The 19,900-nt window shown below is 50.2% G+C and carries 28 protein-coding genes; all 28 read right to left on the bottom strand.

Features of this window, described 5'->3' with window-relative positions; translation table 11 throughout:
• The coding region (locus L976_RS22190; RefSeq protein ID WP_197062261.1) for a phage tail tape measure protein at positions 1–2,418 on the bottom strand (2,418 nt) is incomplete at its 3' end.
• 78 nt (positions 2,419–2,496) lie between these two features.
• Entirely contained in the window at positions 2,497–2,625 is a 129-nt protein-coding gene (locus L976_RS23795) for a GpE family phage tail protein (protein ID WP_156143131.1), read from the bottom strand.
• Positions 2,625–2,903 carry a phage tail assembly protein gene (locus tag L976_RS00975; protein ID WP_047533243.1) on the bottom strand — a complete coding sequence of 93 codons (279 nt, stop codon included), beginning with the start codon at positions 2,901–2,903 and terminating at the stop codon, positions 2,625–2,627. The genes L976_RS23795 and L976_RS00975 overlap by 1 nt, the downstream gene beginning before the upstream one ends.
• A gap of 88 nt (positions 2,904–2,991) precedes the next feature.
• A complete protein-coding gene (locus L976_RS00970) occupies positions 2,992–3,501 on the bottom strand; it encodes a phage major tail tube protein (RefSeq protein ID WP_047533240.1) in 510 nt (169 codons plus the stop codon).
• 38 nt (positions 3,502–3,539) lie between these two features.
• Positions 3,540–4,685 carry a phage tail sheath subtilisin-like domain-containing protein gene (locus L976_RS00965; RefSeq protein ID WP_047533273.1) on the bottom strand — a complete coding sequence of 382 codons (1,146 nt, stop codon included), beginning with the start codon at positions 4,683–4,685 and terminating at the stop codon, positions 3,540–3,542.
• A gap of 98 nt (positions 4,686–4,783) precedes the next feature.
• A complete protein-coding gene (locus L976_RS00960; RefSeq protein WP_197062260.1) occupies positions 4,784–5,008 on the bottom strand; it encodes a tail fiber assembly protein in 225 nt (74 codons plus the stop codon).
• 10 nt (positions 5,009–5,018) lie between these two features.
• Entirely contained in the window at positions 5,019–5,624 is a 606-nt protein-coding gene (locus L976_RS00955; RefSeq protein WP_047533234.1) for a hypothetical protein, read from the bottom strand.
• Positions 5,625–5,627: 3 nt separating this feature from the next.
• Entirely contained in the window at positions 5,628–6,290 is a 663-nt protein-coding gene (locus L976_RS00950) for a hypothetical protein (protein WP_047533231.1), read from the bottom strand.
• A complete protein-coding gene (locus tag L976_RS00945; RefSeq protein ID WP_047533228.1) occupies positions 6,291–6,602 on the bottom strand; it encodes a hypothetical protein in 312 nt (103 codons plus the stop codon).
• Complete coding sequence (locus L976_RS00940) at positions 6,602–6,988, bottom strand: hypothetical protein (RefSeq protein ID WP_052183947.1); 387 nt, start codon at positions 6,986–6,988, stop codon at positions 6,602–6,604. The genes L976_RS00945 and L976_RS00940 overlap by 1 nt, the downstream gene beginning before the upstream one ends.
• Before the next feature lie 8 nt (positions 6,989–6,996).
• A complete protein-coding gene (locus L976_RS00935) occupies positions 6,997–7,521 on the bottom strand; it encodes a phage tail-collar fiber domain-containing protein (protein ID WP_052183946.1) in 525 nt (174 codons plus the stop codon).
• Positions 7,518–8,264: a phage tail protein I gene (locus L976_RS22185; protein ID WP_052183945.1), complete on the bottom strand. Its 747-nt coding sequence runs from the start codon at positions 8,262–8,264 to the stop codon at positions 7,518–7,520. Before L976_RS22185 ends, L976_RS00935 begins: the two co-directional genes overlap by 4 nt.
• On the bottom strand, positions 8,261–9,121 hold the full coding sequence (locus tag L976_RS00925) for a baseplate assembly protein (RefSeq protein WP_052183944.1): 861 nt from the start codon (positions 9,119–9,121) through the stop codon (positions 8,261–8,263). The genes L976_RS22185 and L976_RS00925 overlap by 4 nt, the downstream gene beginning before the upstream one ends.
• Positions 9,114–9,467 (bottom strand): hypothetical protein, encoded by a 354-nt coding sequence (locus L976_RS00920; protein WP_047533226.1) that lies wholly within the window; start codon positions 9,465–9,467, stop codon positions 9,114–9,116. Before L976_RS00920 ends, L976_RS00925 begins: the two co-directional genes overlap by 8 nt.
• Positions 9,468–9,522: 55 nt before the next feature.
• Positions 9,523–10,155 (bottom strand): phage baseplate assembly protein V, encoded by a 633-nt coding sequence (locus L976_RS22180; protein ID WP_052183943.1) that lies wholly within the window; start codon positions 10,153–10,155, stop codon positions 9,523–9,525.
• Entirely contained in the window at positions 10,152–10,709 is a 558-nt protein-coding gene (locus L976_RS00910; RefSeq protein ID WP_047533223.1) for a hypothetical protein, read from the bottom strand. Before L976_RS00910 ends, L976_RS22180 begins: the two co-directional genes overlap by 4 nt.
• Positions 10,699–11,313 (bottom strand): hypothetical protein, encoded by a 615-nt coding sequence (locus L976_RS00905; RefSeq protein ID WP_052183942.1) that lies wholly within the window; start codon positions 11,311–11,313, stop codon positions 10,699–10,701. Before L976_RS00905 ends, L976_RS00910 begins: the two co-directional genes overlap by 11 nt.
• Positions 11,294–11,674 (bottom strand): head-tail joining protein, encoded by a 381-nt coding sequence (locus L976_RS00900; RefSeq protein ID WP_047533221.1) that lies wholly within the window; start codon positions 11,672–11,674, stop codon positions 11,294–11,296. Before L976_RS00900 ends, L976_RS00905 begins: the two co-directional genes overlap by 20 nt.
• The gene (locus tag L976_RS00895) at positions 11,674–12,675 is read right to left on the bottom strand and encodes a major capsid protein (RefSeq protein WP_047533218.1); all 1,002 of its coding nucleotides are present in this window, start codon (positions 12,673–12,675) and stop codon (positions 11,674–11,676) included. The genes L976_RS00900 and L976_RS00895 overlap by 1 nt, the downstream gene beginning before the upstream one ends.
• Positions 12,676–12,713: 38 nt before the next feature.
• Entirely contained in the window at positions 12,714–13,073 is a 360-nt protein-coding gene (locus L976_RS00890) for a head decoration protein (protein ID WP_052183941.1), read from the bottom strand.
• A 56-nt stretch (positions 13,074–13,129) separates the two neighbouring features.
• Positions 13,130–14,509 carry a S49 family peptidase gene (locus tag L976_RS22175; protein WP_052183940.1) on the bottom strand — a complete coding sequence of 460 codons (1,380 nt, stop codon included), beginning with the start codon at positions 14,507–14,509 and terminating at the stop codon, positions 13,130–13,132.
• On the bottom strand, positions 14,506–15,999 hold the full coding sequence (locus tag L976_RS22170; RefSeq protein WP_052183939.1) for a phage portal protein: 1,494 nt from the start codon (positions 15,997–15,999) through the stop codon (positions 14,506–14,508). The genes L976_RS22175 and L976_RS22170 overlap by 4 nt, the downstream gene beginning before the upstream one ends.
• Before the next feature lies 1 nt (position 16,000).
• A complete protein-coding gene (locus L976_RS00875; protein ID WP_047533215.1) occupies positions 16,001–16,213 on the bottom strand; it encodes a phage head-tail joining protein in 213 nt (70 codons plus the stop codon).
• 11 nt (positions 16,214–16,224) lie between these two features.
• Positions 16,225–18,288, bottom strand: a complete 2,064-nt coding sequence (locus L976_RS00870; RefSeq protein WP_047533212.1) for a phage terminase large subunit family protein — start codon at positions 18,286–18,288, stop codon at positions 16,225–16,227.
• Positions 18,281–18,781, bottom strand: coding sequence for a DUF1441 family protein (locus tag L976_RS00865; protein WP_047533209.1), 501 nt, complete (start codon positions 18,779–18,781; stop codon positions 18,281–18,283). Before L976_RS00865 ends, L976_RS00870 begins: the two co-directional genes overlap by 8 nt.
• Before the next feature lie 212 nt (positions 18,782–18,993).
• Positions 18,994–19,218, bottom strand: coding sequence for a hypothetical protein (locus L976_RS00860; RefSeq protein ID WP_047533207.1), 225 nt, complete (start codon positions 19,216–19,218; stop codon positions 18,994–18,996).
• Entirely contained in the window at positions 19,206–19,535 is a 330-nt protein-coding gene (locus tag L976_RS00855) for a hypothetical protein (RefSeq protein ID WP_047533204.1), read from the bottom strand. Before L976_RS00855 ends, L976_RS00860 begins: the two co-directional genes overlap by 13 nt.
• Before the next feature lie 68 nt (positions 19,536–19,603).
• Positions 19,604–19,900: hypothetical protein (locus L976_RS23455; RefSeq protein ID WP_047533202.1), on the bottom strand; the 297-nt coding region annotated here is incomplete at its 5' end.

Raw genomic sequence — 19,900 nt, 5'->3', positions numbered from 1 at the left:
GATACCATCAAACACACCGCTAAAGAACGACGTTAACGGCCCCCAAGCGCGAAACAGTAACCCAATGGGCGACCAAGATAGGATCGTCTTAAATAGCGCCCATGCACCACTGAACACCGACCCGATACCGCCAAACACACCACTAAGCACCGATCCAACCCCATCAAACACCCCACTGAAGAACGACGTTAACGGCCCCCATGCGCGAAACAGTAACCCAATGGGCGACCAAGACAGGAACGTCTTAAATAGCGCCCATGCGCCACTGAACACCGACCCGATACCGCCAAACACACCGCTAAAGAACGACGTTAACGGCCCCCAGGCGCGAAACAGTAACCCTATGGGCGACCAAGACAGGATCGTCTTGAATAGCTCCCATGCACCACTAAACGCCGACTTAACCCCATCCCAAAGCGCAGAAAAGAACCCCGTCACAGGGGACCAGTCTTTAACCAGTGACAAGCCCCAAGCGGCTAACATAGCAATCAGGCTAACCACTAACATAATGGGGTTCGCTTTCATCACCAGGTTAAACACCTTCATTGCGCCCGTCATTAACAGGGTAGCAAGCGCCGCGCCTTTACTGGCAACGGTCATCACAGTGGTAGCGGTAGCACTGGCCAACATAGCCACACGATTAACCAGCATTGCCCCTTTAGCGCGCAAGTTGGCCAAGGTGAAAAAGTCCATCACTTTACGGGCGGTGATCAGCGTGTCAGAAAACATAGCAAAGCCAAAGCGGGCAACAATGCTAGCGGTTTTCAATGCAATTAACCCCACCACAGCAAAGGCGATCACCTGGCTTAATACGGGGAAGTTTTCAATAAAGCTGCCTAGGCCGCTGGCAAACCCGCCCAAGACATCAGCGACAACCACTAACGCCGGGGCGAACAACTCACCCACCACTGACGACACGTTAAAAATCTGCTGTTTTAAAATATCCATTGCCGCGCCGGGGCCTTTACCGATCGCGTTGGCCATGTCCATAGTGGTAGCCATGCCTTTTTTTAACTCGCCTTGCATGACGCCCGTTTTCGCTTGTAACTCACCAATTTTAGGCAATAGCATGTCGATCATGTCGACCGCTTCTTTCGTGCCAAACGCCTTGGTTAGCTCTTGCTTATCCATGTCAGTTAATACGCCGCCGTACTTATCGCTGATCGTGGATAATATTTCCCCGGTCGATAATAAGTTGCCGTTGGCGTCATGCACTTGGATCCCCAAGGCTTCAGACGCTTTACCCGCACTGGCTAAAAACGATTGATACTTTGTCGCCGCTTGTCCGCCCTGGAACGTGGCCGACAACATACCGCCCACCGCTAACTGTTCAGCAAATGATTGTTTAGCCTGAGTCGCCGACGCGCCCAAGGTACTCATAAACTGACTAATCTTGTCACCATCAGTTTTGAACTGTTGTACTGACGCCGAAATACCCGCACTAAAGTATTTGCCGAACTCCATGTCTTGATCGGCGGTTGAAAGTTTGTCCCAATCTTTGATGACCGATGCACCAAATTGATTAAATTGCTCACGATAAATTGAATAACCCGTGGCAAACAAATCTGTCATGGTTCCCACCGACGCCTTGGTCCCTGTGGCCGTTAACGCGGCTATGCGCGTAAAGCCGCCGACCGCTTCATCACTGAGCGACGCAATACCCGACTTAATGTCATAAGACGCTTTAATAAAGTCGGTTGTCGTCGTGCCGCGAAACTCTGACGAAAATTCACGGGCCGCTTTAGTGATCGCCTTAATGCCGTCATCTTTAATGCCTAACGACTTAATTTCACCCTGGGCGAGTGACACCTCGCCGTAAGCATCGGCCAAGCTTTTAACCCCGTATACAGCCGCGGCGACGCCTATCATGTCGGTGGCGGCACTGGTTTTTAACTCGCTGTTACGCTCGCGGATTTTGGCTAGCTCTTTTTGCTTTGAGGCGGTCCTATCTAGCTGGTTTTGGTTTTTCTCAAGCTCGCGGTTGTATTTGCTCGTTTGCTCGCGGATCTGGCGCGTCGCCTCTGTCAGATTTTTAGTCGATACGCCAGCGCCTTGAAGCCGTGACCGCAATTGCTGCAATTCGGTTTGTTCGCGTTGGTGACTCGATGACAAGCGGGTAACTTCAGCCTGGGCGCGCTTAAACTCGGCCGTCAGTTTACGGGTCGGGTTTTGGGTTTGCTGCATCTGCCGGGCTAAATCGGCGGCTTTTGCTTTGGCGGCGGTTAACGCTTCTGACGACTGCAAGGTCGCGGCTTTTAGCTTGCGGAAATGCTCAATGTCTTTGGTTGTTGCGCCCAGCTTTTTAAGTTCAGACTGACTCGCCTTAACCTTTTCCGCTAGATCTGTTGTTCCCTTTGTCACCTTACGGATAGGGGCCGTGATTTTATCAATCAGCCCCATGACCAGGTTCATTTTCATGTTTGTATCAGCCAAGTGACACCCCCTGAAAACCCATACAAAAAAAGGCCGGGCGATCAGTGATCACCCGGCCTTTTATTAATCGTCGCTTTCGCGGCGTTCGCTCGCTATCCTGTGCCAATGAATCAATTCATCTAAATACATTGGCGCAGTATCAGCCGGACCCCATCCTTGAAACGTCAAGAACAGATCGGCTTCAAGCTCCATTACGCAAGCTGGGATAGCTTCGAGGCCACGAAAAAACCCGCCACCTCAGTTTGTATCGTCAACACGTCTTCAACGTCCAGGCTTAAGAACTCAGCTTCAGTGAGATCAGTTAAACGCGGCACAAGCTTTTTGTGGCTATCAAAATCCAACTCAACCACGTTCGCCGTTTTCAGACCGCGCAAATGGCCCGCTGTAGGTTTGGTCAGGGTGATTTCTTTGATTTCGGTATCGCCACGCTTAATAGGGTTAACCAAGGTAATTACGGTATTTTTACTCATAGGGCTTTGTCTCTATAAAAAAGCCCCGCGGGCGACTAGCCGACGGGGCGAATAATGAAAAAACTATCCAGGTTAATAAGCTAGGCGCTTATTGTGCTAATGCCTGGCGGATCTCTTTGTTGCGGTCTTTGCCGTTAACACGAAACACGTTGTTCATCTTATCGATGTGAATGATTTCTTTGCCGTCCAGTTCAAAGGTGTAAACCACGACCGCAATTGAAAACTTGGTCGTGGCTTCTTTTTCTGGCTCAAGCTCGTTAAATTCAACGCCTTTCCAGTAACCTTGCATTTTAACGACTAAGGTTGAAATCTTGTCGCCGACATCGAGCGCGCCGCGTAAAGTGAGGGTTTCTTCACGGCTTGAACGGCTACCGATAAGATCCAGCACCATAGACGAATAATCACTAATCGTGATATCCGATTCCAGCTTTTCCAGCTTGCCGATATCGCGTTCGATATCACCAGCCACGCCAGCCAGCACCATATCAACGGTTTTTGAAACCACTTTAGGCAAAGTGGCTTTATTGGCGATACCTGCAAAACTGGTTTCTTTGATGAAACAGTTAATGTCGGTAACGATAGTGGGTAATTTAGCCATGTAAACAGGCTCCTATATTGAATGAATGACGCTATCGATTAGCTGAAAATGGCTTCGTTGTAACGGTCGGTTACATGCTGACGGAATGTCATACGCTCGGCGACATCATAGAAGCCTAAGTCATAATCCCAATACACTTGGCCCGTACCAATCGCCGCGACGTTCAGTTCGTTATCAAGCCAGCACTCACCACCTGAAATCACGCTACGGCTAATTAGACGACGTAACAGGTTATTAACGCGGTTTTTAACCCCGTCGACATAGCCCTTTGTCACATTGCGATCAAGCATGGCTTGGTGTGCATACAGGATTGAATCACCGACGATATAGCGGATCCGTTGGTGCGGTAACATAGTGCCGTTGGTTAAACGGTTGCCCCACAAGAACCAGCCGCCTTGCTGATTAACCGCCACGGTAACGTGTTGCTGGTTATACAAGTTTGCTTTGCTGGTCGCGCTGCCAATAGCGTGATCAATGGTTTCAACGGTACGCAATACCCCGTAAATCTTACGGTTTGACGGGCTGTTCCAATAACCTTCTTCGTTATCGACACGGGCAATCACGCCCGCCACAGTGGCTGACATAAAGCGTTCAACTTCTTGCTTGGCCACTGCATCAAAGAACACAAAGCCGCCATTTAAGAAATAGGCTTCATCATAGTTAGCCGCCTGGGCGATCACCGCCGAATAGCCCGCCGTGTGGTCGCCGTCAATCAATGGCGTTCCGTTTAGCTTCTTAGCGATAGTTTCAAGCTCTGCACCCACGCCAGGTAAATAACTGAACTCAGGGGCAATCAGCAAGCGCGGACGCAAACCTAACACCGCTTCAGCCGATAACAGCGCCTTAAGCCCGGTAAACTTGTTGGTTTCGTTGTCGATAGTCCCGACTACCGCGGCAATCTGATCGGCTTCGATAGCTTCTTCAGCCACACGAACCACCACAACCAACGCGCCGCCTTGGCGGTAAATGTCTTCTAACGCTTCACGCAACGAACCCGACACGCCCGCCTTGGCCATGAATGATTCACTGTTAACTAACACAGGCTTGTTAAGGGGAAAGGTTAGCGCGTCGGCATCATCAGCCGTGGCCACAAGGCCAATCACGCTAGCGGGTAACACTTCAATAGGGCGATTGGTGTTTTCAAGAAAAAACTGTTCGACACCGTGAAGATAATCTCCGGCCATAGCTATAAACTCCATTGTGATAAAAAGAAGCCCTGGGCGCATCGATGCGGCCAGGGCCATAAATTAAAGGGTTAAAAAAACCGCCTTTAGGCGGTTAGTTATTCTGGTTTTACTGGCCAGACAATCTCGTCCGGGTTATCCGTCGATTGCGGCAAATCACGCAAGGCTTGGCGGTAAACTTTAAATTCTTCAATTTTATCGACACTTAATGGAGAATCCGACATCTGAGTCCAATCAGTTTCAGATATCATTTTGTCTCGTTTAGCGCGCACTGAAAACCAAGTCATTTTGATTAATTCTTCGAGAGGGATAATGTGTTCCATCATTAAAATCCTAATAATTGTTTAACATTAAGTTAGGAGAAACGATTAACGAAATATCTCCTTTGGCAGGCAAACCACCAGTAACATTCATAGAGTCAACATAAAACGAAAAGAAATACAGATTTAGAGCTTTTATTCGTAAATAAATATCACCATTAGGTGCTCTATACACAGTTGGCTCATGATTCCCAAATGTTCCTACACTGGTAAGAGCGTTATTGGCTACATAACTATAACCCGCAAACGTTTCATCAATAATAGTTGACTGTCCGTAGGCATAGCCTTTAATACTAAAGTGAAACATTCCATTTTTTGTCAAAGTGTTGAACTTTGTTTTAAAATGCAAGTATAAATTAGAGTTACCAGGAGTCCATCCAACAGGTTTTTCACTGTCTGGCACATAGTTTTTCCCTTCGTATAAAACATTTTGATAAATATTAAAACGACGAGACCCAGCTGAACCATCACCTATACGTTCACGATCTGCCATAAATGCAGCAAAGTCAGCTTTTAATTTCTGACTGGCGAGATCTATTTCACCCACTTTCCCATTCACGGCCCCGGTTAAGGCGTTAGCCGATGCCACCAGGGCGGTGACTTGTTGCTCTAAACTCATGGTTTAAGCTCCTATGTTGTTAATTTGATTTGCGCCATTGGTAAACGCCGTTGTGAGTTGGGACAGTGCGTCGCCGACTTCTGTGTCCAACGCTTCTAAACCCGATTGCGGGGCGTAGAAGGCCGGATTATTACCCCCAAACAGCGCCGAATCTGCGGCCTTTTCACCTTTCAGCAAAAAACGCGCGTCTGCGACTGTCATAGTGTAAACCGTGGTGATATTGGCTTTTTTGCCTAACTCGGCGGTCATAGTGGCCGCAAAGTCGGGGTCATTGCCTAACGCCTCGGCTAACTCGGTTAACGTGTCCAGCGCCACCGGGGCCGCGCCAACAACCGCTTGAATACGGGCGTCAACTTGGGCCGGGGTTAATGTGTCAACCTTATCGGCTTTATCCGCCAGGGCGGCAACCGTAACCACTAAAGTAATGTTTTCCGCCCCATTGAATGCGGCGGCTCCCGTTGCATCACCCGACAAGGCAATTTGACGGGAAATTTTTAACTTACTGGCCGTGGCCGCATTTGCGCCCAAGGTTTTTAGCGGATCGTCAATATGCGTTTTTGGGTATACGTCGACGGCGTTTGCTTTATTGCGTAGCTTGCCGTCAATCACTCCCATTAAGTTATTCACCGACGCAATCATGTTGGTGATTTTAGTCGCTAATCCCATTTATCCCCCTTGGGCCGATATTGCGCCCGCATGAAAAGCGAACGCATCATCTAAACCCTTAACTAACTGTTCAAGATCAAGGCTTGCCGTGCTGGCCAAACTTAACGCACCATTGGCGGCTTGCTCTGCTCTTGCTGCGGCGGCTAATACATCTTCGGCAACCGTGCCAACGGGGCCTTGCACCCCGGCACTTATCACAAAGAAATGGGGCTTTGCGGTTATGCTGACATGGGTTTGGCTTTTGCCGCGGCTAACCTGTACCACATGGCGAACCGCGCTAGACAACACCACTTGAGTTTGTGAATTAACCACTAAGCCCCCTCAAGGATCACCCCTTCAGAAATCGCCACAAACCCCGACATCAGCGAATAAACATCACCGGACGGGAAATAAACACGCAATTCATAGGCAACCTTACCAAGCACAAAGCTTTTTAAGCCGCGGGTTTTGCTTGGGTGAATCGACACGTCAATCTTGCCCGTATTGTCACCCTCAGCCCCGGCGTTTAACACTATGCCGTCACCTTCGGTTTTAGCTTGCGCTAACAGCTCGCCGGACGCGATTTCGCGCATTTGAAAACACGCAGTACAGCCCGTGATATCGACAGGGACTAATTCGCCCCCGTCGGTCTTGGTCTGCCAGGTTAAATCAAAGGCGAATGTCGTTCCGGCCGTAAACTGTAAATCTGTTGCGGCCATAACGCCCCCTATTGACTGCGTTCAAGGTCCATCACACGAAACAATAACTGAGTGTGACGCGCCATGTTATCGACCGCCGCGGCGGCATTAGCGGCTTGATGTTCGCCCCAAGCGGCTAACGACAAATTAGCGCCCGTTCCCTGCACTGTGACCGACTGGGCGGGCAATGCTGCCAACACCAAGTCAAAGGCCAGTAATAACGGCACGGCGGGCGATTTATAAGCCAATGGCTGACTATCAGACCACACCGCTAACATGGTGCCATCAGACAAGATAAAGCCGATTTCTCTTACCCAAAATTCCGTTGCACCATCGGCCAGGGCCGTGACATGAATTTGAGTGTCATTAATGCGCTGACCGTCCGCAATCGGGATCCGCATCTTTTCACGGACTAAGCCGATTTCGTTTTTGCTGGGCGTTCGGCCACTGTCCCCAAGTGCAATATGGGTAATTTCAGCCGCGAACCCCGCATTAGTTTGACTAAATACCGCCGCCAAACCTTTTGTGGTGATCACTGGTATTAATGCGCTCACTGTGTCGCCTCCATCCGTCTATAAACTACCGCGCTACCCTGTACCCGCGACGCAACTTGCACCGCCGCGGCTTTGGGTGACGCATCAATAACAGACTGGGCAGAATGCCGGGTGATACCGACCCCCACACCAGCCATTCCCGCCGCAATCGCAGACTGACACGCCAACGGTTCTTGAACGGCTTGGGTATCACGACGCGCTATCGCCGCTTGCCCCTCTAGCACCGAACCCGCACCAATGGCGTTAGGGCCAAATTTAGCCCCGACTTTGAACGTAAACCCCGATCGCGTGTTTTTAGCGTTTACCACGGCGGCAAATAGCTGATCATACAATTCAGGGCCTAAGATACTGGGCGCGCCTGGGGTAATGTTTTGATTAACCCAAGCGGTAATATCAAAGGTATAAGGGGCCGCGGCGGGCTGGGTTTGAAACCATTCAACTAAATCAACCGTGACCCCCAAATCAGCAAGCGCGCGCTCAACCGCGGGGCGGGTTCCTTTAATGCGGTGAACGTCAATACTTCCGGCCACCACTTGCCGCTTAACCGTTTCTGACCAATCACTACGCCACTGATCAACCGATAACGCCCAGGCTAAAAACGGCAAGGCATCAAGCGGACAATTCCACGGGTCCCATAATTCACTAATGGGAATGTTAATGTCTTCAATGCGGGCTATGGCGACATCAAGATCACGCTCAAGGTCGCTTAAGTTACCAGGTAACAGGCTGGCTTTATCTATCATAGATAGCCCCCTATCGACACGGCCAAACTGTCACAGAACGGCGCTTCACTGGCTTGGCATGTCACATCTTGCCAACCGATTAAACGCACCTCGACCACACCTTCAACCGTTAGCGCCCAGTGTAAGTTTGACTCAACGATTCGCCCGCCTAACTTGTGCTGTTCGTTAACATAGGTTTGGGCGCGTTGCTGGGCGACCGCCCGAACCGTTTCAGGGTCGGGGCCTTGCTTCATAAAGAGTTCAGCCACCACGCCATAATGTGACACGGTCGCGGCTTTGGCCGTGAATTTGTCGGTCATAGGGCGCTTGGGCCATAAGTACGCATCAACCGCCGTTAACAACCCATTTGACGGCACACCGTCGCCTTGGCGGCTTAATACATACATATCAACAAAGCCGGGGGCGGTCGGGTTAGTAGTCGAATGCGGCCCAAATACTGCGGCCCCTTTCACGTCTTTGTGGGCGCTTAAGGCATGGAATAAATAGGCCCCATCGGGACCCGCGACAGATAACCCCTCTGGCGAATGCTGCAAACGAAAACGAAAGGCTTCGTCTTGTTCGTCGGCGAGGCGGGTAACTGGGGTCCCGTCGGGGTGACGATAATATGTCACCCCGATATGGTCTAACTGTGGCCCTCTGGCAAATGCCAGCATGACGCCTAAACACATTTCGTTCGCGTTTTGGCGTAACATCATTTCGCGGTAGGCCGCGGCTAACGCCACCCGATAAGCTGGATCCGACGGGCTGGCATTTTCTAACGCGGCGCGGCTGGCTATATCGGCGATAATGGCTTCAAGGTCGACTTGCTGCACCACATCAAGCGGCGGCAGAAGGGCTAAATTGATACCTTCAGACATCGAAAATAATTCCTTCTATTGTGACCGGCTTTCCGTTGGATAAATATGTCCCGGTTAAGCCAATCTCGACCCGACCATCACCCGTGGGGGAAACGGTCATTTCGTCTAGTTTAAAATCATCTAAGCCATTGGCCGGATTGTTGACCGCTTCGGTTAATCTGACATACGCATCCATGTAGAAGCGGCGGTCGATATTGCGGTCGGTCATTTCGTACATTCTCGAACCAAACTCACGCCGGGCGACCAATGACCCAAGCGGGGTATTTATCACATCAGCTAAACGCTGGCGTAAATACGGGACCCCACTAATCACCCGCCCCGATTCTCGATCCGTGCCTGTTTTCATTGTCGACCTTGTTGATTACTTGGTTAACGGCTTCGTTAATTCGTTAAATAAAGAATTACTGTTGTTGATTTGGCTTGCTGGTATTCGGTGTGCCGTGTGGGTGATCGTGGCCGTTATAAATGCCGCGGTCCGCCGCCATGCTGCGGGTCTTATCGCTGATATCTTTATCGGCGGCAATGTTGCCCGTGGTGTGCGTATCGCCTTGATGTTCTATATTCCCGATCATCACAAAACCTTTACTGGCGGTCATTTTTATTTGCTCTGGCGTGGTGACATCGATGTCGCCCACGTTGACAATTTTTAGCGTGTGCTGTTCGCGGTTATGCTCAACACTTGATCCGTCGCCAAACTGCACCAGGAACACATTAGGGTCATTGCTTGGCGCTGGGCGCTTGGCGTGAAAACTGCCGGGAAAAACTTCACCCATTCTAAGATCGCCGGGTGATATTACCGTCACGCCCTCGCCGACTTCAGGAAACCACCACACCACAGCCTTACCCGCCCGAATAGGCTTAACGGGTAGCCAGGCGGTTATCATGGGTTTGTCAACGCTGCCATAAGTTACCCTGACCATGCCGTATTGACCCCGCGCGGGGTCGGCTTCGCTTATCACACCACGAACTACCATTTCAGCCACAGCACGTTCAAGGGCTTCTATGCGGTCGGATAAGTCGAATATGTCGGTCATACTTGGCCTTTTGTGTAATCGTCTTTATGTGCTGCGCCAATTTCAGGCGTCATGCTATAAAACACGTCCGTCGGGATCGATTCTTGATTAACGTCGACATCACCTAAAAACACATTCTGGCGAAACGACACCACCCAAGATTCAAAGCCCTTATCACCGGGTTTAAACACACCAGGATAAGCGCCGATATCGTCCGGCAATTCGGCGGCATTAGGAAAGCCCCAGCGGTTTTTATAAACCACCCTAGCGACTGCGGCCGCATAGTTGCGGATCTCTAATTCCACATTCTTAGTGGCTGTTGACAAAATACAGTGAAAAATAAACTCGCAACTAAACGCTTGGCGACCATCCCCAAGGGGTTTACCTGGTCTAAGTTCGGCTAGCTCAATTAACACCGCGGGGGTTTTTACTAAGCTATGCTGCCCGCCGTCACTCTCTGTGGTGGGGTCGTAGGCTTCAACCGTTTTTATGTAACCCATTTTCGCTTTTAGCGCGGTTATCATGGCTTCATGTAACGGGGTAAAGTCTGTTAGTGACGTTGGGTTATCGCTCATGATTCACCACATAATTAAGTTCTTGGCCTAGGATTTTTCTAAATTCATCAGGGATCCTAGCTTCAAATCGTTTAAAGACTTCAGCCGCATGATCCCCCATATCAACCGCAATGTGTTGAACTGGGAAACGGCCGCGCATCTTCTTTGAAATCGCGTTAGGGTTCGGCTTGCGTTGTTTAGACGTTGTGTCGTATTGGCCATTATTGCGACTGGCCCGGATCCAAACAGCACTATCATAGCCGTACATATCCGCCACGAACGCCCCTTCATAACGACGCTTACCTAAAGAAACCCCCGCTTTAGTCTGTCTTGGTCTGCCGACTTTTTCAGCCAACATAGGGGCAGTGCCAAGCCACAATATCGTGACCTGATCCGCACCTTTACCAACGGTTTTCATGACTAAGCGGGGTTTTAATAGTTTTTGAGCAAAACCCAAGGTTTGGGACAGTTCACGCGCAATGCGGGTTTGTAACCAACGCATTGTTTTTCTAATTGCTCGCTGGCCCGCTAACTCAAGTTGCTTAGGGGTCGATTGCAACGCGGCACTAGCCTGTTGCAATTCACGGGCAAAGTTAATTTTGACATCAACGCCACTTTGACTCATTGCCTTGTTCGTCCATATCGGGCGACGGGGTCAAGGCATCAGCTAAATAGATCACCGTGCAACCGTCACCATCATTAAGATGTTCAGCCGGGAAAAACTCCCGGTTGACATGAGGCACGATGATCCGCCAATCGGTCGACAATTGCCGACAATCGATATCATCATCACAGACAGTTAATGTCGCGGACCGCGTTTTCAGTGCCAAACCACCTTTGCGGCCTTTAACGAGTGCATCTTCTTCAGGGGCGCTATACACCCCTTTGATATTGTCGATGCGAACGCCATTGGCCGTGGTGATCACCACAGGCTTTCCCAGCCGCCGAACTATCCGACGGCTGGCCCGTTTGAACGGGTCACGCATTACGCCGCTTTAATACGTAAACGACGAACCGCTAACGGGCTAGTACAGACGTTAATCACGTTTGACTGTGATTCAATGTCCACACCTTTACCCATGCGCTTAGGCTCGGCTTTCGAGTAGTAAGGCAAGCCAACAGTATTAACGGTTTCGTTATAGTTGGCAGGGGCAAAGCGAGTTAAGAACAAGCCGGGCTTATCTTCAGGGAAGACAACCGCTTCACCGTCTTTCATAAACTTGGCATCTTGCACTTGCTGATCGCATTCTTCCCAGTAAACGCCCTGCCAGAACACACCTGAACGGACATCATCACGTAACGCCGCGCCGTTGTTAAAACGCTCAAACGCCTTAACAAAGCTTTCATCTTCCATCAATGAATCAAAGAAAGACGGGGTACACAGGCCGCGGTAACGCTTGCCTTTAATGCCCTTTTGATTAGTTTCAGACTCACGCTTCACCCCTAGCAACTGGGTTTTAATAGGCTTAGTGAAGTCGATGTCGTGATAGACATTTTTATTCACAGGAATACCAAACTTAGCGTAAAGGTCTTCGATCACAGTACCTTTAGCGCCAATGATTTTACCGAACAGCGCACCAAAGCGGTGAAACTCGATAGTCGCATCCAGGCTTAAGCGGTGATCTTCGTGCTTCTCGCTGATCAATGCGTCCAGGTCTTCGAGTTCGTCTTCACTGCCAAAGGCGCGCGTGTTTTGGATGTCATCAGCCATGATCCCCGCTTCAAGCGGCAAATGCACAGCGCGGAACGTGTAGATATTGCGGTCGCGGTCATCCATGCGCGTACCATCTGCGCCGCGCTCTTTCTCTGGCACAAGGATGATTTGGCCGTCTTTGTATTCGATATCAACCGACGTGGTACGAATGCCGCGTTCTTGGAAGATCTTCAATTCAGCCAAACGGGTTTTAGGCACTATGGCGTTATTGATTGAAGCCGTTAGGCTCTTAGTGGTGAACTTTTCAGAACTCAGTGCTTGTTCTAATTCCATGATAATGACTCTCTTACTTAAAGGGGTTTAAAAGCGGATTAGCGGGCGATAATGTGAAGCGCGGCTAACTCTGCAAGGGCGGCGGTCTTTTGCGGCTCTGTGATACCTTCAGGCCACACCAACTTAGACGCATCAACGGCCGTTAAACGGGTATGTGCCAAGCCAGGGGCGGGGGCATCATTGGCATTAACAAAGCCAAATAACACCGCGGCCGCGGCGGTCGCTTCTGTCGCTTCGGCGGCAACGTCTAACTGAATAAACGTGCCATCATCTTTTTTGCCTAATACCGTTGCATTAGCCAGTTGGCCCGTGGCGATAACCACTTCATCTTTTGATAAAAAAGGCACTTCACCTAATACGTGCGCGCTTTTACGCGGCGCTAAACTGTAATTTTCCATTATCGTATTCCTGATAAATGAGGTTAAAAACTAAGGGTTAGGGTATCCACGCCAGCCTAACGGTTAGCGTAAATTTGTTTGGTATTGAGTGACGCCTTAGTCTTGCCACCATCACCGATAACTTGGCGGCTAGAATTGCCGGACTCGTCGCCTTGCGCCTGGATTTCATGCGCAACTAAACCAGCTAGTTTAACCGGGTCGCTAACATGGCTAACCAATGAGTCAAACGAGGCACTTAAACCCGCGGCGGCTAACGTGTCTTTCAACTCAGTTGCGGCCTTAATTTGTTGTTCAGCGGCGGCTTTAGTGACGCCAGGCTTTAACAAGCTTGCTGACATAGCCGGGATCCCCGCACTTGCACAAGCTGCGGCGATTGCTTCGGCTGACTCAAGCGCGGTGGCTTCAGGCGCGGGAACTAATGCGGCAATCACATCAGGACGTTCGGCGGTAATAGCGGCGACAATCTGTTCGACGCTGGCCGCTTCTGCACCTGGTAAATTTAAGGCGATAACGCTAGCGCCTGTTGTGCCTTTGGCGCTTGGGCCTTTACTTTCTTTACTCATTGGCTTTCGTTTCCTGTTTTGTAGTTCACTGACAACACCTTCTAAACTGCCTAATCGATGCGCCATACCTTTATCAACGGCCGACTGGCCAACTAACACCCCACCTTTACCGAAATCGTTTAACACTGTGTCGCGGTCAACATTCATATTGCGCGCCACGCGATCGATAAACACATCGGCGAGTTGGTCCATTTCACTTTGATAAGCGTCGCGGCCCTCTTTCTTAAAAGGGTCTAGGCGCTTATTGGGTGACTGACTCGACACAATTTCAAGGGTTTCTATTGGGTCGGCGTCGGTCGCTTTACGGCGGCGAATATTCAACACCGTACCGATTGACCCGGCGCGGCCTGTGGCGTCGATAACCACTTCATCCGCGGCGCTGGCTATCCAATAAGCGGCGCTGCAAGCACTGCCGCCAACATAGGCAACGACATGTTTATCACCGCGGCCTTGGTAAACCATTTCGGCAAACTCATGAATGCCGTCGGCATGACCACCGGGGCTATCGATATAAAGCACAATGCTGTTTACGTCGTGACGCTCAGTCGCCGCGGTCCAGTCTTTGGCTAGGTTTTGCGTTGAGGTTCCGCCGCAAATGTCATCAAACATGCCCGCATAACGGCTAATAACCCCGTTTACATGAATGATTGCGACGTCGCCGCGGATCTCCATGCCGCGGGTGACGGCGCGCCCCGATTTACCCTCTAACGCTGTGGCCACACTTTCAGCCACTTGGTTAGCGGATAGCTTTAACGACGATAGATCAAGATTGTCTAAGTCTCTGGCCGATAACCCGGTCATGATGTCAAGATAACCCTGATCTAACGCCCAGGGGCGCGACATCAAGAAATCAAGTGCTAGGTTTTTCTTCATTCGCCTGGTTCCTCGCTGGTTTCAGGCTCGCTAAATATCCCGGTCATAGTGCCGGGGTTTTCGACGCCTTCTTCTTTACAAATCTCTTGCCAGCGTTTTCTTGCCTTGGCATTGCGGCGCATGTTGTCCTCAATGTCACGGCCATGATCAGCGGCTTCGACTTCGATGTTAGATATATTCGAGTCAACCGCCTTTTTGCGGGCGTTAATCTCTTGTTCCGGGTGTAAGTGCTTGAACGCATCCGGGCGAATGTCCAACATCAAATATTGATAAGGGTCATTAGCAAAGCCGGGGGCATATAAGCGGCCAACAGAAACCGCGGCTTCTATCACCCAGCGCCAAATTTTGAACGCCACTTGAAAGCCGGATAAGTTGGTTTGGTCAAAGGCGATACCGCGACGGTATTCATTTAAAAACGCGCGAACCAATCGGTCATTAAGCCCCGACCAATCGCCCGTTAATAACGAGTAAGGGATCTCTAATCCCGCGGCTAGCTGTAACGCTTGCCAGCGGACAAAGTCCTTGTAACCTTGGCCCGTGTTGTCACCGTCGAACTGTTCTAACTTCTCACCTGGCACACCTCTTAACAGGGTTCCGGCGGCAACAGAGGTTTGCTCTGGCGCGCCCTCGCCGTCGTCATACAGCGGTTTACCTGTGGTGGGGTCAAACTCCCAGTCGTCTTCCTCGAATGACTCTCGATATAAAAAGCCTGTGAACGCGGCGCGCTCTTTTTTACGTACCAATTCGGCGTCGTCATAATCCGCAAAGGTGCGGTCTTTGAGCAACGCGACGGCGGCTTCAGGTTCGGCCCTAACTTGTCCCGGCCTTGTCTGTTTGTAATGGTGGATCACGTCTTTTACTGGGACGCGGTCAAGCTGGTTTAAGCTGGCAAAGTCGATCCCGTCTTCCGGGTGACTCTGATAAAACCAGTAAGCGACTTTTACTTTGCCGCGAAACTCAACGCCCTGGACAATGCGATTACCGTTATCTAGCTTGCGGTTTAAGTCGATAGGGCATAAATCAGCTTCTAATACTTCGACTTGGACCGGGACTTCTAGCCCAGCCGATAAGCGGCGACGCAATCGACGGATAAACACTTCACCACTCATGCGGCGGGACCGAACGGCTAAATCAATAATGCCGCCGAAATTCATGTCGCCCCAGGGATCAAGTTGCGTCGATACGACTTTCCAAAGGTTGTTTAGCTCTGTTTTAAAATCATCATTTTTGGCGGTACTAATCAAAGTGAAGCCGCGGCCAACTTCGTTAGTGACGTTTTTATTGATACCCGATTTTAATAAAAGGCTGTTTCGATACCCTGCCCGCGTTCGGTTACGCAGGGTTTTACCTGCGGCCGCTAATGCGCGATTAGGCCCGGCGCTTGACGCATTCCACCCCATAGAACGGGGCGGCTGTGTTGCCCCTTCATAGGCTTGGCTTCGGCGTTCAAATGGTTCGCCGCGGGCGTTAACAATGAGGCTTTTTGCCATATCAACGGATCCCCCTATCAACTCGCGTGACCATTCCCGCTAGCGGGTTCGATTTTCGGCCCGCTTGACGGTTAAGATCACGACAAATTAAACGGCGGGATTTTTGCAACTCATTAATTGAACGGTAAGTGACTTCTCTACCATCAATTTTGACGGTCAGTTCACCGCTGGCTATCGCCTCGTTAATGGCGTCCAGATCGTCTTTTGTAAACATAAATACCCTTTTTAGCGGCGACGACGACGGCGGCGCGGCTGATCCGCTAACTCACCATCACCGACAATTATTTCGCTGTTTTCTTCAATTGGCAGGGCATACGCGGGGGGATTATCCCAGTCGATGCGGTCGGCTTTCTTGTTGTAAATACACGCCCAGTTATAAACAAAAAGGTCGAATGTTTCGTTTCGGCTTTTGCTCGACGGCTTGGACCATTTCCCAGTTGCTTTACAGCGTGTTTCGACGGTTAGTTCGTCGAACACCCATTCAGGCAACCAATTAGGAAAATGCACAAAACGCCGCCCTGGTTCGGTGCGGTTTATCGAGTGGCTTACTGTGTCTTTGATTTTGTCTGTGTTAAGAATAAACACGGGCAGATCACCGACGGCCTTAGCTTTACGGTCAGAACGCTTTGAGTTATCCGGGTATGATTTGTTTATCTTGGGGGCGTTTATCGTGCTGCCCCCCTTAACCAGCATGAAACGACGGGCTAGGCCCTCTTTTTTCAATGCTCGATAATATTCATAGGCGTTATCTGTTACCCCATCTTCACCGCCGCTATCACATGCGGTCATGGTGATTGGCATAAAGCGATCGCTGTCGTCATCGAGGCGATAGGTTCGCTTTATCACCATGTCGGTGATCCGGTCCCAGTCTTCTAAATATTGACCAGGTGAAACACGGACAAACTTTGACGGGTCGTCGGGGTCTTTACGCTTTGACTTTTCAATTTTGAAACGGTCAATCACTATCTGTTCTAAATCGGGTCCCCAGCCAAGCACCAACACATCAAAACGACTGGTTAGCGCGCCGCCTTGAACGTCGACCGATGCCGTTAAGAAACGCACCCAAGACGGGACGACACGCTGTCCTAACTCTTGGCGACGGTCCATTAAGTCGGTACTGGTTCGCTCTTGTTCGCGGGGAGGCGTAAACGGCCAACCCTGATCCGTGTTTACCGTTGCCTGTAAATCTTCTAGCTGGCCTGTTTTTTCGTACTCTCGCAACGCGGCCAGGTACTTATAAACTAACTGGCTCCACGACTGAAACGCGGCGGTGGGGCCTTTTTGCCAAAACGACGCGACGCGGCTTTCTCTCGGCTCACCTAACATCTTGCGGTTTTGGTCCAGCCAACAACCTTCAGGAACCCAAATACCACCATGATTTTGAGCCAGCTTAAAGCGACGGGATCCGGCCTTGTCATCTTCTCTGTGAGTGACGCCGCAATGTGGACACGATAACAACACGTCTTTACTCGCCCTATATGGGTCGGGTTCGTTTATGTCGTATTGCAATAATTTAAAATCGGGTTCGTAAAAATCGCCACAGTCGGGGCATTGCCAATGAAACAGACGGCGATCACCCTGATTATATAAAGACATAATGCCAGGCGACGGCGGGGCTTCATGACCCGTGCATTTGTATGACGGGTCACTGATTAAAAAGCCTGGACTACTTTCCGCTAACACCATGCCCGATGACATGAATGTTTGCGTTCGTTTGCCCGCTAAAATAAAGCCGCTACCTTCGCCGCCGATGTCTTGTTCCATGCGGTCATAATCGGTTAGGGCTACTCGCTTCCAATCCGATGACGCGAAAATATTTTTAGTGGGCCAACCGACTTTTAAGAAGTTGCCACTTTTGAAAATCTTGTCGTGAACATTGTTGTCATGGCCGCGGTGTGACATGGCCGCTTTAATCTCAGGGCTGGCGGCAAACTCTCTTGACAAGCGTTTTTTACTGTGTTCGGCCGCTTTATCCTGGGTAATTTGCACCAATAGAAAATCAGCCGGATCATTAACAATGGTGTGAGCTATCCAACCATCAATTAACGATACCGTTTTAGCGGTTCGCGCTGGGCCAGCAAACACCACCGCATCATAGCGGCGCGATTGCAAACAGTTCATTGGTTCCCACATGTACGGGACTAAGTCACCATCCCACGGAACCATTGAGCCACTTTGTTCAACATAAAGTAACCGACGGGCGCTTTCGGATATCGGTTCCCGCACTGGCGGTTTAACTAGGTTAATGACGTCACGGCGGACATCTTCAGCGCGCGCATAATCAGCCATTATCTTTCATCTCTAACAATTGATTGTGAAGAATTAACCTAAATTCATCCGTCGCCGTGTCGAGTTCTTCAAGCTGATCAGGGGTAAAGCTGCGGCGGCGTTCCATTTTGTCAGATAGACTTTCAAAAAATGACACCGTCGCTTTAATCGTTTTTAGCAAGCTTTCTCTGTGCTCATGCACTGGGATAAGCTCACCGATATTTTCTTGAAACTTCAGACGTTCGTTTTCAGACTGAAACCATTCTTTACGGTCTTTAGGCCAAAGTTCTTCAGGGGTATATTCAAGCTTTGCGCCTGGGGTCGTACTCCCTCCGAACAAGGCGGGACCGACTTTATCTAAGGCGTATAAATCAGCGTTTCCACGCTTACTAGCTGGGCTTACTCCGGCTTCTTTTAGCCGCTTTCTCACTGTGTCTCGATGCAAGCCAAAGGCTTCAGATATTCGGGTTAGATTCCAGTGGTAGGCTTCATTTAGATTTGTTATTTCGGCCACCTTGCCACCTCTACGTAATTAAGGCGGCCCAGCGCGTTAGGGCTTTCAATAAGGAATAGTGGTCCCCATTGGCACTGGGCCTAAACGTGTCCTAATTTCGTTGCTTGGTTTTAGTGTACGTGGCGCACTCTTTCAGATCGTGAATGTAATTCAGCAATTGGGCGGCTGATTCCTTTGGGTAATAAATCCCGCCGTCTTGCGTTTCATACCATTCAAGCGTCGGGGGCGTCGGGTCGCACGGGCTTTTTGGTAACATCATCATCGATGCGCACCCGGCCAGCACTAGCCCCAAACAACTCAGCATTAGCATTTGTAGGTGTTTCTTCAATGCTTGCTCTCCTATCTTCCCGCATGATCTGCTTTGCTTCTGCCCGATGCTTTTCAAGCTCGGCAAAAAACAAACTAAGAATTTGCGCTAACGCCTTTAACCAACCCATTTTTTATAATGCTCTGGCTGATTGTTGATAGCGTTAGCCGCCCGGCCTTTATTCGCGGCCAGCAATTCGAGCAACCAAACAACCCAGTTAGGCAACTTAGCCAAAGTTTCGGCTGATATCAGTTGTCGCAACTGCGCCCAAATAAACCCAATAACCGCAATTGTCACCAACACATACACCGCTTTTTCACCCAGCAAACCGACCAGCAACGACACAATGTCGAACGCGGGTTCGTCTACAACGGGCGCAACAGCCAACGGATCAGCAAAGGTAAAACATGACACTAAGGCCAGGCACATAATTAAAATGACTCGCATAAAACCTCCAATAAACAAAAAGTAAGGGCGACAACGCGCCGCCCCATGACGCAAACCGCATCAACGCCCTACTGCTTAAGTTCAGCTCGATACTGTTCAACACTGACAAAGCCCCGTTTGGGACTCCATAATTTCAACGGCGCACCGTCGCTATTTAAGCGACAATCTATGTGACACCAACCGATATCTATTTCGATAAACTTGATCCCCGAATAGATATACGGGTTATCAATAATGTGTTTGTGGATCTCTTTGATTGGCGTTTTAGTGACAAAATCAATCGCACGGCCAAATGTGTGTTGGCTGGTCGGCGAATAGTCGGGGCTGTCGGGGGTTCTTAACCCGCTAAATTGACGCGGCCCGCC

The organism is Shewanella sp. ZOR0012, from assembly GCF_000798835.1.
In the GTDB taxonomy this organism is placed as follows: Bacteria; Pseudomonadota; Gammaproteobacteria; order Enterobacterales; family Shewanellaceae; genus Shewanella; species Shewanella xiamenensis.
This window is presented reverse-complemented; position numbering and strand designations above follow the sequence as displayed.